A 16,156-nucleotide genomic window follows, 5' to 3' on the forward strand; every position below is an offset into this window, starting at 1 on the left:
TTGGTCGTTTTCTTTTAGTTATAACACATCTAGAATAGTTAGTGAAAGGAGGGAATATCATTGGAAGCATTTCTTCATGGAATGATTTTAGCATTTGGACTTATTTTGCCATTAGGCGTTCAAAATGTCTTTGTCTTTTCTCAAGGTGCAACACAGCCTCATTTAGTTCGTGCCTTACCCGCCAGTATAACAGCTGCAATTTGTGATACACTTCTAATCCTACTTGCGGTATTTGGTTTATCAATAATCGTGTTGCAATTTGAATGGTTACGTATCGCCTTAATGACTGTTGGTATACTTTTCTTACTTTATATGGGCTATTCGATTTGGCGCTCAAATCCTGCATCTGCCGATAACAACGAAGCACTTCCTGTCAAAAAACAAATTTTATTCGCGGTTTCTGTATCTCTCTTAAATCCACATGCCATTTTAGATACTATAGGCGTTATTGGGACGAGTGCTTTAAAATATAGTGGGACAGAACAAATTTTGTTCACGGCTGCATGTGTTTTGATTTCTTGGTTGTGGTTTTTCGGCCTTATTATTGCTGGAGCATCGTTGAAAAGAATTGATAGCTCTGGGAAACTTATGAATATTTTTAATAAATGCTCAGCGATTTTTATTTGGGCAACCGCTCTCTATCTTTTTAGTGGAATACTATAACCTATTCACAAAAAACTTGCACTTAATATTTCAGTATCCTATATATAATGTACAACATTATAATATGCAATTTAGCTGAACTAATTTTGATATTAGTTCAGCTTTTGTTTGTGTTTAAAGATATAGCTTGAGTATATTTAAAAAAAGTATAGTATCTGTAATTTTTCTATCTGTAACGGTGCAATTTAGGTGAATAAATATCGAAGAAACAGATATATTTTTCGGAATATTTCATTTACAATTCCTTAATTTTATAGGATAATGCAATAAATTGGTATAAATTGTTATATTATGAAAGTTAGGTGAAGTTAATTGTTTAATAATTTAGGTATGTCTTTTTTATGGATGTTACTTGCTTATTCAGTCGCAACTTTAGTAGTTTTTATACATATGTTAATTTCCAATAAATTTTATGGTGTTCAAAATGCGAAACAGGCAGGCACAACTTTTTTAAAATCGCCAGTTTATGTTAAATCTAGACCCTATCAGGTTCTTTACAATGTTTTAATATTTCCAATTTTTCTTTGGCTATATAGTAAAGGGATTGATAATGATAATATAAAAGAATTTATGCTTAATACCGTTATCCAATGGACAACACTTTCAATAATAATTGACTATATTAGTTGGGTTTTAATTCCCCATAAATTTAGGTTAACACATAAAGAATTTTATATTGATTATCAACCTTATATTACTTTAATTTATGTTGCAATTTTTGTTAGTCATTATATAGTTGGATTTTTCATCTCGTAAATTTTGTAGGATTCATAAACCTTTATTTATCTTATATAGGGATACAATGATTGGAGAAGCTTTTTTTACTAACGAAGATGCTTTCCAATAATAAGTGAACTGAATGTTCTTAGTAAAATATATGAATTTGTGGATAAATGTACTTAAACAAACAGTGGCGTTAGTTGAACAACGTATAGAAAAATTCATATATACTATACTTTGTTAAATATTTTCAGACCATATCTTTATACACAAATAAGAGCTGAACTAATATCAAAATTAGTTCAGCTCGAATGTTGCACATTGTATATAGTGATACTGATCTCACCTGATCACTTCTTCTGCCTACCCGAGCAGTTTCCGGGCTTACCTAATCACTTCTTCTGCCAACCCAAGCAGTTAAAACTTAAAATAAACAGAAACTTTTTCATCAAACATTTCTGTCTCTATATATCGTTCACCATGATCGTCACTCACATAATGAATATCATGTAACAACACATTTGCCTTTAATAATGCTTCGTGCTGCTGGATGATCGTTTTTGCTTTAGCACTTCCAACAATTGAGATTGATATATACTGCTCAACAGGAAGTTGCCATTTTTTACGTGTATCTTGGATTGTGCGAATTAGTTCCCTAATTTGCCCTTCCTCAAGTAAGCTAGTTGTCATCTGAACATTCAAAAGGACTCGACAAGAAGCTTCTTCGGCTAAGATGTACTGGTCCTTTACAACGGATTCTGTTAATACGTGCGCTTTTAACAATGTTAGCTGTTCCCCATCAGTCGTTAACGCAACTGAACCTGTTTGTTGTAATAAATTTTTCTCATCATCACTTAAATTCACTACGTAATCTTTTACTTTGTTCACTTTTGCTCCAAATGCGGCACCTGCTGTTTTAAAATTAAGTTTATAATGAACCGTTTCATATGCAGAGAAATCATTTGTCCACAGGCATTCTTTTATGTTTAATTCATCTTTCACAAGCTCGCTATATGGTTGATAATCGGTTAATTCGCCGTCAACAGAGACAATCATTTCACTGAAAGGTTGCTTAACTTTAATGCCTTGACTATTACGGATGCTGCGGCCAAGTTCTACTATTGTTAAAATATTCGCCATCTCTTTTTCAAGATTCGTATTCATGAGCGCTTCATTGAATGTTGGATAGTTTTGCAAATGAACGCTATTTCCACATAATTGTCGATATAAATCCTCTGCGATAAATGGCGTGAAAGGTGCTAGTAATTGACAAATTGTCGTTAGTAACTCATACAGTGTACTATAGGCACCTCGTTTATCTTCTGACAATCCGTTAGCCCAAAATCTTGCTCGTGAGCGACGGATATACCAGTTACTTAGTTCCTCTACAAGCTTTCCGATTTCACGTGTTGCTTGTGTAAATTGATAATCGTCCATAGATTTTGTCACTAGCTGAATCGTATGATGCAATCGAGATAATATCCAATGATCTAGTTTTGTACGAGTACCCGTCTTATTAGCATCGTATTGGAAACCATCTATTTCTGCATAAAGCTGATAAAATTTGAACGTATTATCTAGCGTATCGACTAGCTTTGATTTCGCATCTATCACAATTTTCTTTGAAAAGCGTTTAGGATTCCAAGGAGAACTGTCGACTAAAAACGCCCATCTTAATGCGTCTGCTCCGTACTGCTGAATTAGTTCAACTGGCTCTAATGCATTACCTTTACTTTTCGACATTTTTTGTCCATGCTCATCTAAAACATGCCCTAAAGAAAGTACATTTTTATAAGGCGCCTTGCCCGTAAATAATGTCGATACGGCTAATAAACTATAGAAAAAGCCTCGTGTCTGGTCGATACCTTCGATGACAACATCTGCCGGGAATTGATTGTTAAACTTATCCTGATTACCAAAAGGATAATGATGCTGAGCAAATGGCATTGAACCACTATCAAACCATACATCAATCACTTCCGGTGTGCGTTCCATGTCGCCCTTACAGGTTGGACAAGTACACACAACCTCATCAATATACGGCTTGTGAAGTTCGATGTCAGCTACAGTACCTTTCGCTAACTCTTTTAAGGTAGCAATACTATTTGGTGCCTCTTCATGACCACAATCCTTACAAACCCACACATTGAGTGGCGTTCCCCAATAGCGATTTCGGCTAATATTCCAGTCCACAAGGTTTTCTAAGAAATTACCGAATCTACCGTGTTTAATGTGCTCTGGATACCATGTGACTTGATCATTATTTTGTAAAAGCTTATCTTTCAATGAAGACATGTTGATAAACCAGCTATCAGTCGCGTAGTAAAGCAAAGGTGAATCACAACGCCAGCAATGAGGATAGCTATGCTCATACTTTTCCTTATCAAACAGTAGCTCTTTTTTAGCGAGCATTTTAATAATATCGACATCACAATCTTTCACAAATTTACCGACAAGCTCTGGAACCTCTTCTGTATAACAGCCTTTCAAATCAACAACATTGACAAACGATAGCCCATTCTGCTGAACCGTTTTATAATCGTCCTCCCCATACGCAGGCGCGATATGGACAATTCCAGTTCCACTATGCTCTGTGACATAATCGGCCAGTACCACGACATGACCTTTATCAACAGCTACATATGAAAAAGGAGGATTGTACGATACACCTTCAAATTCATGCCCATTATGCTCACTTAATATTTCAACGGGTTCAGTAAACACCTTTTCCACTAACGATTTTGCCAAGATATATACTTTATCATGCTGCTTAACTCGAACATACACGAGCTTAGGATTCATAGCTAAGGCAACATTGGCAGGTAATGTCCATGGAGTCGTTGTCCACCCAAGAAAATACTCATCTTTGTCCTTCAGCTTAAACATTGCCGTTACAGATAAATCTTTGACATCCTTATAGCCTTGCGCAACCTCATGAGAGCTTAATGATGTTTGACAGCTAGGGCAATAGGGCGAAACACGGTGCCCTCTATATAAAAGTTTTTCTTTATGCACATGACTTAAAATATTCCAAACGGACTCAATGTAATCGTTACTTAGTGTTAAATAAGGGTCATCCATATCAATCCAATAGCCTAGCTGCTCTGTAAAGGAGCGCCATTTTTTCTCATAAGTAAAGACACTGCCCTTACATTCCTGAATAAATTGTTCAACACCATATTTCTCAATTTCTTGCTTACCTGAGATGCCTAGCTTTTTTTCCACGCCTAACTCAACAGGCAAACCATGTGTATACCAACCAGCTTTACGTTCAACTAAATAACCTTGCATCGTTTTATAACGTGCTACTACATCTTTAATCGTTCTGCCAAATGCGTGACCTACGTGTGGTAATCCATTTGCTGTTGGCGGTCCTTCATAAAATACAAATGGCTGCTGTCCAACACGATTTGTCACGGATGTTGCAAACGTGCCTTCTTGCTCCCACAATGCTCGAATCCTTGTTTCTCGTTCAACCGTTGTTTCCTTCTTTTGTTCTGCTTGCATATTAGTTCCTCCTATACAATTAATTTTGTATAAAAGGCATACAAAAAACCCCGTCCCAAGTAAGGGACGGGGTTAACCGCGAATACCACCCTAATTCTATTGAAGCAACGTTCAATAGCACTCAGCAACGTACAATCATACGTGTTCTTTTTAACGGTAGACACCCGGATCAGCCTACTATGTTCAGCTAATCTTCTCAGAGAGGATCTTCATGTAACACTTGCACACCGACTTCCACCAATATGTCGGCTCTCTGTAGAACAAAATGAAACACTACTCTTTCTCATCAACGAATTTGTATGCTTTTATTGTCACTCATCTTAACAAACTAATTTTCGTCTGTCAATAATTACAAAATACTAATATTTTGATAATTCCCGTTCCGACTGGGCGCTTTCCTGTGAGCGTTGATTCTCCACTCTAATCAACGCTTACACATGACATACGTTTTAATAAAATATCATCCTTAAACTTTGGTAATGTATTATTTCTTATAAGTCATCGAGACATGCTTCGATGCTTTTATGAAGAGCTGTGAACTTATGCTTTCCATTTGTTTTAATGTAAAAGCTTTTTAAAAAGCTTTTATAGTTAAAGAGTAAAATTCTGTGGTGCTGTACATCGAGCTGTTCCTTTCTTCCCTTTAAAGTTGCAGGTAGCTCTTGCAATAATTTTATGATCTCTTGCTCCTCTAAACCTTGCTCAAGCATTGTGAAAATAGGAACTAAAATCCGTTCATCTTCATTGTGAATGAAAGCATAATTTTCTTGCAAAACGGTGTTCCATAATGCGCTTACAATTTCCATATAAGAGGCTTTATTTAATTTTGGATTTTTCACTAATTCATCGATTGCATCAGCCATATGAGCAACACTATGAGCCCACCCTTTACCTGGCACGTAGCCTCTTACATCCGTTTCAGCTGATAAATAAGCTAGTAATAGATCTTTACAATCATTTAATTGATCCTTAGATAAAAACTCGCCTTCATGATCCCTATGTAAAATAAGTGCGATAAGAAGCGACGTAAATGTTCGAGTAAAAACTAAATCTGATTCTCTTTCAGTAATACCCTTAAAAAGCAGATTTTTCAGACTATAATCCAGAAGCTCCGTTAAAAGTGAATGCTCAAGTAAGTTTTTTTCTAAAATTAATTCGTAAAACGACCCATATATTAAGTCATCTCTCAGTTCACTATCTAATGAACCGATATGTAACATCATTGACTGTATGATATGTGTTTGATCCTCTTGCTGCCATGTTTTATTTCCAATGTTTATGTCTGTTAGTATTTCTTTTAATTCAATTTCATTAAGTAAGTCTTTATATACTATCATATCCAATCTTTCTCCCCTTGCCTTTTTGATTTGATAAAGAGTTTGCATATCATCTTTTACCACACCCTTTAATCATACAAATCCTTACAGCAATTGTACTCTAACCCAAATACAAAAGGAAATTAAAAAAGCTAGACATTCTTGAAATTTTTGAATGTCTAGCATTACATCACCTGATCAGATTTTCGACTACCGGAGCAGTTCCGGACTCAATTAGTCTAAATTTTCATCAGAAAAAGGCGCAATGACCGCTTTTTTAGTTGAAGAAAGCACAATATTCGTTGATGGCGTTCCATAAGGCATCGCATCATCAATAAACTGCTCTAGCGTTTCCACTGAATTGGTTGCAATTTTTACAATATAACTAATTTCACCCGCTACACGATAACATTCAAGGACATCGGGATGTTCTTTGCAAAAATTAGAAAGACTTTTACAATCAATTGACTTAAATAATATAATGGCTTGAATGTCACGATTGATCTTTTTTAAATTAACCCTAGCACCGTAACCTTCAATAACCCCTTGCTCTTCCAGTTTTCTTACACGTTCAATAACAGCTGGAGAAGATAAATGAACAGTAGCCGCTAATTCCTTCATCGACATTTTTGCATTTTGTTGTAATTGCTGTAAAATTTCACGATCTATTTGATCCATTTGTATCCACCTTTTTTTATAAATTAGTTTTAAGATAATCCCTTTCATTATAAAGTAAATCATCTAAATTACATTATACAGGTTCTGTCATTGAATGGCTTTATTCACTACAATTAAACATATAAAGGAGGCATTAACAACATGAAAAAAATATTATTACTATTAGCAAATGGTTTTGAGGCTGTTGAAGCGAGTGTTTTTACAGATGTACTTGGCTGGAATAAATGGGAGGGCGACGGTACAACAGAGGTCGTTACTGTAGGATTACATCAGCAATTGCAATGTACATGGAACTTTAACGTAGCTCCTGAAAAGTTGCTTCATGAAATATCATTAGAGGAGTTTGATGCACTTGCGATTCCTGGTGGTTTTGAGGAAGCTGGATTTTATGAAGATGCTTTTAGCGAGGAGTTCCAGGCTGTCGTTCGTCATTTCGATGAACACAAAAAACCGATTGCAACGATTTGTGTAGCTTCCCTCATTTTAGGTCATAGCGGCGTACTACAAAATCGAAAAGCTACTACTTATAATCACCCAACAAGTAAACGAATAGCACAGCTACAATCCTATGGTGCAGACATCGTCAACGAACGAATTGTTCAAACTGAACATATTATTACATCCTCAAATCCCGGTACTGCATTCGACGTTGCATTCAGATTATTAGAAATGCTGACATCTGTGGAAAATACAAAAAAGGTAAAGGATTTAATGGGGTTTAATTAATTTAATGAAGCTGTCTCAAAGCGTTAAATTGGGACAGCTTCTTTCCATTTAATTTAATAATAAATGTTGTAACTTCGATCCAAAGTCTTTGCTTTTTGTAACCAATGAAATTGTCCTTGTTCTTCCAAAATCATTAATTGGTAAGGCAAAAAGCTGAAGATGACCGATATTTTTTGCCATTAGCTCTGGTACAATCGTAATCCCCATTCCAGAGGTCACAGCCCCAAAAATAAAATCGCCAAAGTTCACTTCACTTATAATATTAGGTTTAAAGCCAAGCGTTTGTATTTGTTCTACTATATCCTTTCTTGAATCACATGGAGGCTGATGAACAATAAGCGGCTCCTCACACAATTCTGCAAGGTCAACTGCTGTTCTTGAATTAAAACGATGGTTCAAAGGAAACACAGCATAGTAAGGTTCCGTAAACAATTCGCAACTCCACAAAGATTCTCCCGTATATTTTGCATCCACAAAGACTGCATCAAGTCTACCTTTTTGTAAAGATTGCAACAGTTCATTAGAAGTATTTTGAATCATTAAGGTTATAGGTCGATCTAGTAGCTTAAGTTCATTCATTTTATTTGGCAAATAATAAGTGGCTAAGCTAGGCAGACCACCGATGGCAATTGGATTGCTCTGGTTAAATTGCTGTAATTCTTCACGAATGGCGGCTAGTTCAGTAATAACTGGTGTAATTCGAGTGTAAAAACGTTCTCCAGCTTCTGTTAATTCGATACCAATGGATGTCCTATGAAATAGCTCGATGCCAAGATTATTCTCTAAGTTTCGTATATGTTTACTTAGTGCGGGTTGGGAAAGATTCGTGATTTGAGCAGCTTTAGAAAAACTTTTTTGATTGGCAGCAGCAATAAAACTATGTAACCATTCTATATTCATTGTATTCCTCCGTACCCTATAACGATTTGTTATACCCTTATAAAATAGTGATTGTTCCATATTCAATGTTTTTTAGTAACCTATTAAATATAGAAGGTGCCTCGATTATAACATAACGTTATATGTTAGCATCTTTCATTTTATGGAGGTTCAATATATGAAAAATGTTTTATTATTATCCTTTGGCATGTTTGCCTTAGGTTTTGATGCTTATGTGATCGCAGGAATTCTCCCAGGAATTAGCGATACCTATCAAAAAAGTACATCGCAAGTTGGCCTGGCTGTGAGTATTTTTACTTTATTTTACGCTATATCAGCGCCGATATTTTCTTCTTTACTTGCAGGAAAACCAATAAAAAAAATTTTAATATGGTCAATGCTACTCTTCACACTAGCGAATAGCATCACAGCTTTAGCTCCGACCTTTTCTATTCTTCTACTATCGAGAGCAATCGCGGGGACTGGGGCTGGTTTATTTTCACCTTTAGCAGTAGCAGCTTCTACAAAGTTCGTTTCTAATGAAAAGAAAGGAAGAGCTCTAGGATTGACTATTGGAGGAATGAGTATGGGAACAGTGCTTGGCGTTCCTTTAGGTATCTATATATCTAACTTATTTGATTGGAAAGTAACACTTTGGCTATTAGTGATGATCGGTGGCATTTCTGTTTTATGTATGATTATTTTTCTGCCCGATTTCCCAATAACGCCTCCCCCTGCACTTAACGAACGATTAAAAATGTTCCTTGATAAAGGAGTAACGATAACTGTATGTATAACATTTCTCGCCAGTGTTGCTAGCCTTGGATTGTACACATATCTATCTCCCCTTTTAGAAGAAATGACAAGCTCTAGTAATTTAACAATGTACCTTTGGGCATGGGGATTCGGTGGCTTGGTTGGAAGTATAATGATTGGTTACTTAATCGACTATTTCGGAAAACCAAAAACTTTAGTTACAATCATTTTATTTACTTTAACCTTATCTATTATTTGTCTACCATTAATGCTTAATTTACCGATATTAAAATACTTACCATTCTTTGTGTGGGGAGCAATGGGTTGGGCATGCCAGGCACCTCAACAACATATTTTACTCTCATATCAGCCTAATAACGGAAGTTCGGCAGTGGCATTAAACAGTTCTGTAAATTATTTAGGCAGTGCAATAGGCGCAAGCTTAGGTGGGATTGTATTGACCTTAAAGATGGGAACAATATCATTGATTTATTTTGCGATAATTTCTATGATATTCGCAATTTGTTTACAATTTTATAGTATGAAGAAAAATTTTAGCGTATAAATTAATTTAATAATTGCGGCTCTTATCGTCTATTTGATAGTTCTATTCATCACTTCGATGGTTAGAGTCGCAACTTTGAAGACTCTATTCGTCAATTTGACGCTTCTATCAACCACTTTGGAGGTTCTATCCGCCATTTCAGCAGTTCTATCCTCGACTTTGACTTTTCTATCCACGATTTCGAAGGTTCTATCCACGATTTTAACGTTTCTATCCACGATTTCGAGGGTTCTTTCCACGACTTTAGCGTTTCTTTCCACGACTTCGATTAATTTCTAGACCGACCATTTCATTTTGAAAGAAGTGGATAAAAAAAACCGACTCCCCAGGAAATCGGTTCTGACCAAGTGCAACTGGCTACGGATACGGATGTTTTAACAACTTCCAATTTAATCCTCATTGATCTCACCATCTATAGAGATTGGAGACTTCTGTACTGTCGCTTTGCTTCCATATAAAAACCAATTCAATAAACATTACTGACAATAATTTCGCCAGTTGTTGCGTCAATATACCGGATAGGTAACCTAGTATGTCGATCACAAGCTTGATAGACAAGTTGATACGACTCTATTTCATCTTCGTAATTTTTGTCCCAAGCCAATTGAAAATCGATATTTTCTAGAAATCGACGATACGCTTTTTCCAAAGAAATAGCTGGTACTGTAGGTATTTGGCTAAGTTCATCCAAATCAAAATTCGGTCCACTATAATAATCAATCTGACCTGTTGTACGATTAACAGCAACCATAACTATATCAAAAATAAATATACCTTGATTATGGGCTTGGAATATAAATGATACTGATTCTCTTTCATCCTCTTCCTCATCTCCTCGAATTAATCGTTGAAGATAAGGATAATAGTCAGGAATTATTTTTAATAAGAAGTCTATTGCTATTTGATAACATGCTTCTTGACTAAGCTGTAAATTTCCTAAGCGTTCATGCATCCATCTAAAGCTTTGTATTTTCCCAGTTTTTTTTGAAATAAAAGCTTTTACTGTAGCTTCTGACTGCATTTTAAAGAAGCTGTTCATCGATAAATCTTTTTCTTTCATCTCCCAACTCCGCTTACGCCACACAATTCCTAGTTCTGGTCCTGTATCTACTTCTCGAATAAGCTCCAGTTCATCTGTTATGCCAATGATTGCTTCATTCGTAATTTCATTGACCATTAAGTTAGCTGGCAAAGGAGGAAGAGCTGCATAACTTTCAGGTTCATTTTCATCATGAATAATCGTTAAAGTTGGTTCTAATGCATCTGCTTTAAACTTTAAAAATGAATGCACCTCATACACGAGATGAAGTCCATCTTTCTTCACATTGTAAACATCGCGAGATATTTTTGTTATCACTAGTTGTAACGCCAACTTATTCCGCACATATTCCATCAGAGCTTCCTTCGAAACTAGCTTTGAAGGGATTTCAGGGCACGTCTTCAGTCCGTAGTAAGTAAATCCAACAATATTTCCTAATGGATCAACATCAATAAAACAACCAGCACGTGCTAATGGTACATCCATAACAAACTGTTCAAAATAAAAACGTTCTACAGACGACAGTTTTATTATTCGAGAACATGTTAAGTCTTTTAATGCTTCCGGATAATGATTCAGTAAAAATTGTTCCGCAATGCATCTTTTTTCCTCAATTGATAAAGAATCAGCCTTAGAAACAGTGTCATTAGTTTTAATTGATAAGTGTATGAGGTGACCGGTGCAATCTAACTCAACAGTCATACTTTCATCTTGTTGTTCATTAGCCCATAAGAACATCACTCGTTCATCTTCAGAATACTCTTCTATGATTAGTTTATAGTGACTTGTTAATGGAACAATGGATAAAGCCCGCCTTTTCAGTTCATCTTTTTGCAAACCAATGCCTCCCCGTACAATTTTTTTATGTATAGATAAAAACCGACCTCCTAAGAGATCGGTTTTTTATTTAAATGATTATTGAGCAGCTTTTGCGCGAAGAACCATTTGTAGGATACCACCGTGACGGTAGTAGTCTACTTCTACTTCTGAGTCGAAACGAGCTAAAGCTTGGAAAGTTTTAACTGAACCGTCTTCAGATTTAGCAGTTACTGTTAAGATTTCACGTGGTTTCACGTTGTCAGTAATGTTAACAGAGATTTCTTCTTTACCAGTTAAGCCTAAAGTATCAGCTGATTCACCTGACATGAATTGAAGTGGAAGAACACCCATCATTACTAGGTTAGAACGGTGGATACGCTCGTAAGATTGTGCGATAACTGTTTTGATACCAAGTAAGTTAGTACCTTTAGCAGCCCAGTCACGAGAAGAACCCATACCGTAGTCGTTACCAGCAAGTACTACTAAGCCAGTACCTTGCTCTTGGTATTTCATACATGCGTCATAGATGTACTCTACTTCACCTGTTGGCCAGTAAGTAGTGAAACCACCTTCTGTACCAGGAGCAACTTGGTTACGGATACGGATGTTTGCAAATGTACCACGCATCATAACTTCGTGGTTACCACGACGAGAACCGTATGAGTTGAAGTCACGGATTGCAACACCGTTTTCGATTAAATATTTACCTGCAGGTGTTTCTTTACCGATAGCACCAGCTGGAGAAATATGGTCAGTTGTAATTGAGTCACCGAACTTCGCCATAATGCGTAAGCCTTCTAAGCCTTTAATAGCTTCTGGCTCTTTCGCAAGACCTTGGAAGAATGGTGGGTTTTGGATGTAAGTTGATTTGTCATCAAATGTGTATAGAGACTCAGTTGATGTTTCAATTGCATTCCATTTTTCGTTCGCTGTGAATACAGTTTCGTATTCTTTTTGGAATAATTCACGGTTAACTACAGTACCTAATACTGCGTTAACTTCTTCAGTTGTAGGCCAGATATCAGCGAAGAATACTTCGTTGCCATCTTTGTCTTTACCGAATGAATCTTTTTGTAGGTCGACATCCACAGTACCAGCAAGTGCATAAGCAACAACAAGTGGTGGTGAAGCTAAGTAGTTAGCTTTTACAAGTGGGTGTACACGGCCTTCGAAGTTACGGTTACCAGAAAGAACTGAAGTTACGAATAAGTCGTTCTCTTTGATAGCGTCTTCGATTTCAGGAAGTAATGGACCTGAGTTACCGATACATGTTGTACAACCGTAACCTACAGTGTTGAAACCGATTTCGTCAAGGTAAGTTTGTAAACCTGAATCTTCAAGGTAACCAGTTACTACTTTAGAACCTGGTGCTAAAGAAGTTTTTACCCATTTAGGTACAGTTAGACCTTTTTCTACAGCTTTTTTCGCAACTAAGCCCGCAGCGATTAATACGTAAGGGTTAGATGTATTTGTACAAGAAGTGATCGCAGCGATTGCTACAGCACCTGTTGGGATTTCTACATCACCTTCAGCGAATTTAGCTACAGAAGTTTTTGCGAATTCATCTTCAGTTAAACCGAAACCTTGTGTACCTTGTGGTGCCACTACTGCTTCTTTGTAACGAGAACGCATTTGAGATAGTGGAATTAAGTCTTGTGGACGTTTTGGACCAGAAAGGTTTGGTTCGATATCAGCTAAGTTTACTTCTAATACGTCAGTATAAACTGGCTCTAAAGTTGGATCGAAGAACATGTGGTTAGCTTTTAAGTAAGATTCTACAACCGCGATGTGCTCTTCGTCACGACCAGTTAAACGCATGTAGTTTAATGATTCTTCGTCAATTGCGAAGAAACCACATGTAGCACCATATTCAGGAGCCATGTTAGAGATTGTCGCACGGTCAGCTAGTGGTAATTTAGTTACGCCAGGTCCGAAGAACTCAACGAATTTACCAACTACGCCACGTTGACGTAATACTTGAGTTACTTTTAATGCTAAGTCAGTAGCAGTTGTTCCGTTTGGAAGATCGCCAACTAATTTAACACCGATAACTTCAGGAATTGGGAAGTATGAAGGTTGACCAAGCATACCTGCTTCAGCTTCGATACCACCAACGCCCCATCCAAGAACGCCGATACCGTTGATCATTGTTGTATGTGAGTCAGTACCTACTACTGAGTCAGGGAATGTTTCGAAAGTACCGTCAGCATTTTCGTTTACGTGTACAACTGGAGCTAAATACTCTAAGTTTACTTGGTGAACGATACCAGTTGCTGGTGGTACAGCACGGAAGTTATTGTAAGCAGTTTGAGCCCATTTTAAGAAGTTATAACGCTCAGCGTTACGTTCGAATTCTAGGTCCATGTTTGCTGCTAATGCAGATGCATTACCGTATTTGTCAACTTGTACTGAGTGGTCAATTACAAGGTCAACTGGAATAGCAGGGTTGATTTTGCTTGGGTCGCCGCCCATTTCTTTCATAGCAGAACGTAGAGAAGCAAGGTCAACTACTACTGGTACACCAGTGAAGTCTTGTAATACTACGCGAGAAGGTTTGAATGGTACTTCAGCTTCTGGATCTGCACCGTTACCCCATTTTGCTAATTCGTTTACGTGCTCTTCTTTGATAACATATGCATCATATTGACGTAAAACTGATTCTAATAATACTTTGATTGAGTAAGGAAGGTTTGAAACTTTTGCAACGCCAGCTTTTTCAATCGCAGCTAAGTCATAGTAATTATAAGATTTACCATTAACTTCGAATGTTGCGCGGCTGTTGTGTAAATTACCTTGTGCCATTTGCGGATCCCCCTAAATATCTTTTTGAAAAGGCCTATATAAATTTTAAAGCATCTTTTCTCCAATACCCATGATAGCGCATTTATATTCATAAGTAAATTACATTAATATTATCTTTTTCAATAAGTAATCCTTATGACATTGATTTCTATCCAAATGTATTTAATTTTTTGATGTGCATGATATGAAGGTTTTACTGAAAGGAGATTTTTATACCTATGTATTGAAGTGTATTTAAATGTTTTTAACTGTGGTACAACTTGAGGTACAAACTGAGGTACAAGGAGTTTTTTATTAAAATTGTACCACAGCAAAATAATGGTAAATTAAAACTAAAATTTGGATTTCTCGGACAGGAAATTTATATAGTAGGAAATACAACTTACAACTCATTATTAAATTAGAGAAGCATGTCAAAAAAAGTAACTCATTATTTTTCAAATGAGTTACTTTTGTGTATTAATCGATCTCTTTTACATTACTTGCTCTTCAGATTGCTTCCATCATTTGTTCAGAGTAAACTTTTCTTTCAGACCCTGAATAATCCTGATAAGATTTTGTTAAGGAATGGAATAATTACTTTATCCGAAATTAAAACCAAAAAAGAAGTAATGTTGTTGTCATCATAATTTTATTGTTTCCCTTTTTCTTTTGCTAAGAACATCTCATATATTGATTTTAAATGTTCAGCTTGTAAATCAATATTATTTTCATGCATATACTTAATAGCATACCCTAGAGCCACTGTTGTCGCACCAGCTACACTTGCTCCTATTACCGACCCCGCACCAGGAACAACTTTCACAATTTGTCTAAAAATAGTTTTACCTATATTCCCAACGACTGTTGCAATTAGAAGTTCTTTAGCATTTTCTTTTGAAATAGGTTTATCATAAAGAGTGGATAGTTTAAGCATTAAACCCACTTGAACACCTGTTAGCGGAACAAAATCCGAACCTGGTATAGGTGAAGCCCCAATTACGGCTGAAGATGCTCCCCCAGCAAGAATCCAACGATTAGCAATTGAGGCTTTTTCCTTTAAATTCATCGCAAACATTAAATCTTTGGACTTTTTTTCCAATATATCAAATAGCTTATTTTGTAGCATAATAATATTTTCACCAGTCCGAGATGAAATTGGGGTTACAGGATATTTATAGTCGGTGTTATCTTGAATATATTTCACTAATGCAGGAATATCATCTGCCGCATCAATTTTGTTTAAGACAATGACGATATCTTGACTGACTTTTTCTATTTCCTTTAAATTTTTTAATTCATTTTCTGATAGGACGGTTCCGGCAGCATTTAAAAAGAATAATATTACATCTGAATTTTTATAGTATTTCAGAGTTACTTCCGTGTTTTCTTTAACTACATCGTCTAAACCGGGTGTATCAACAAAAATAATATTTTCTTTATAAGGGATTTCTTTTATTTGAATTGTTTCACCAGGTTTAGCTCCTACACTAACAATATCTTCTTTCATAAGTTTGTTAATAGTGGATGATTTACCACAGTTAACATCCCCTACCATTGTAATTAAAATTTTTCTATTTAACTGAGCATTAATTTCCTCACTTTTTTGCTCAAATGCTTCATCAAATGTCTTTTCAAATTCTTCATTAATTTCCACTATGAACACTCCCAAAATAATAAGTATGCTAAAAAAACATCTATAATAGT

Annotated in this window: 12 protein-coding genes and 1 other annotated feature; of the genes, 4 read left to right on the forward strand and 8 right to left on the reverse strand. The window is 36.1% G+C overall.

Going from position 1 to position 16,156, the window contains the following annotated elements; all coding sequences use genetic code 11:
* Nucleotides 1-60: 60 nt before the first annotated feature.
* Both ACQKN2_RS16660 and ACQKN2_RS16665 read left to right on the forward strand, forming a co-directional pair.
* Complete coding sequence (locus ACQKN2_RS16660) at nt 61-663, forward strand: LysE/ArgO family amino acid transporter (protein ID WP_427415927.1); 603 nt, start codon at nt 61-63, stop codon at nt 661-663.
* A gap of 312 nt (nt 664-975) precedes the next feature.
* Nucleotides 976-1,419, forward strand: coding sequence for a hypothetical protein (locus tag ACQKN2_RS16665; RefSeq protein WP_427415928.1), 444 nt, complete (start codon nt 976-978; stop codon nt 1,417-1,419).
* Between the two features lie 381 nt (nt 1,420-1,800).
* On the opposite strand, the gene ileS is transcribed toward ACQKN2_RS16665, so the two are convergent.
* The 3 genes from ileS to ACQKN2_RS16680 all read right to left on the reverse strand — a co-directional run bounded on the left by ileS (nt 1,801) and on the right by ACQKN2_RS16680 (nt 6,884).
* Nucleotides 1,801-4,890 carry an isoleucine--tRNA ligase gene (ileS, locus tag ACQKN2_RS16670; protein ID WP_427415929.1) on the reverse strand — a complete coding sequence of 1,030 codons (3,090 nt, stop codon included), beginning with the start codon at nt 4,888-4,890 and terminating at the stop codon, nt 1,801-1,803.
* A gap of 59 nt (nt 4,891-4,949) precedes the next feature.
* Nucleotides 4,950-5,189 (reverse strand) — a binding site (T-box leader).
* 192 nt (nt 5,190-5,381) lie between these two features.
* Nucleotides 5,382-6,227, reverse strand: a complete 846-nt coding sequence (locus ACQKN2_RS16675; RefSeq protein WP_427415974.1) for a DUF2785 domain-containing protein — start codon at nt 6,225-6,227, stop codon at nt 5,382-5,384.
* Between the two features lie 213 nt (nt 6,228-6,440).
* Nucleotides 6,441-6,884, reverse strand: coding sequence for an Lrp/AsnC family transcriptional regulator (locus ACQKN2_RS16680; protein WP_427415930.1), 444 nt, complete (start codon nt 6,882-6,884; stop codon nt 6,441-6,443).
* Nucleotides 6,885-7,025: 141 nt separating this feature from the next.
* Between ACQKN2_RS16680 and ACQKN2_RS16685 the strand changes: the two genes are divergently transcribed.
* A complete protein-coding gene (locus ACQKN2_RS16685) occupies nt 7,026-7,610 on the forward strand; it encodes a DJ-1/PfpI family protein (protein ID WP_427415931.1) in 585 nt (194 codons plus the stop codon).
* A gap of 48 nt (nt 7,611-7,658) precedes the next feature.
* Here the strand turns inward: ACQKN2_RS16685 and ACQKN2_RS16690 are convergent, their stop codons facing one another.
* Nucleotides 7,659-8,510: a LysR family transcriptional regulator gene (locus tag ACQKN2_RS16690; RefSeq protein WP_427415932.1), complete on the reverse strand. Its 852-nt coding sequence runs from the start codon at nt 8,508-8,510 to the stop codon at nt 7,659-7,661.
* 157 nt (nt 8,511-8,667) lie between these two features.
* Between ACQKN2_RS16690 and ACQKN2_RS16695 the strand changes: the two genes are divergently transcribed.
* The gene (locus tag ACQKN2_RS16695) at nt 8,668-9,810 is read left to right on the forward strand and encodes an MFS transporter (protein ID WP_427415933.1); all 1,143 of its coding nucleotides are present in this window, start codon (nt 8,668-8,670) and stop codon (nt 9,808-9,810) included.
* Nucleotides 9,811-9,839: 29 nt separating this feature from the next.
* Here the strand turns inward: ACQKN2_RS16695 and ACQKN2_RS16700 are convergent, their stop codons facing one another.
* From ACQKN2_RS16700 to ACQKN2_RS16715, 4 genes are all read right to left on the reverse strand, one after another.
* Complete coding sequence (locus ACQKN2_RS16700; protein WP_427415934.1) at nt 9,840-10,070, reverse strand: hypothetical protein; 231 nt, start codon at nt 10,068-10,070, stop codon at nt 9,840-9,842.
* Between the two features lie 206 nt (nt 10,071-10,276).
* Nucleotides 10,277-11,686, reverse strand: a complete 1,410-nt coding sequence (locus ACQKN2_RS16705; protein WP_427415935.1) for a YcdB/YcdC domain-containing protein — start codon at nt 11,684-11,686, stop codon at nt 10,277-10,279.
* Between the two features lie 78 nt (nt 11,687-11,764).
* Nucleotides 11,765-14,470, reverse strand: a complete 2,706-nt coding sequence (gene acnA / locus ACQKN2_RS16710) for an aconitate hydratase AcnA (RefSeq protein WP_427415936.1) — start codon at nt 14,468-14,470, stop codon at nt 11,765-11,767.
* Nucleotides 14,471-15,101: 631 nt separating this feature from the next.
* Nucleotides 15,102-16,106, reverse strand: a complete 1,005-nt coding sequence (locus ACQKN2_RS16715) for a GTPase (protein ID WP_427415937.1) — start codon at nt 16,104-16,106, stop codon at nt 15,102-15,104.
* Nucleotides 16,107-16,156 lie beyond the last annotated feature (50 nt).

Origin of the sequence: Lysinibacillus sp. NPDC093688, from assembly GCF_050280145.1 — a bacterium.
GTDB classification, from domain to species: Bacteria; Bacillota; Bacilli; order Bacillales_A; family Planococcaceae; genus Lysinibacillus; species Lysinibacillus xylanilyticus_B.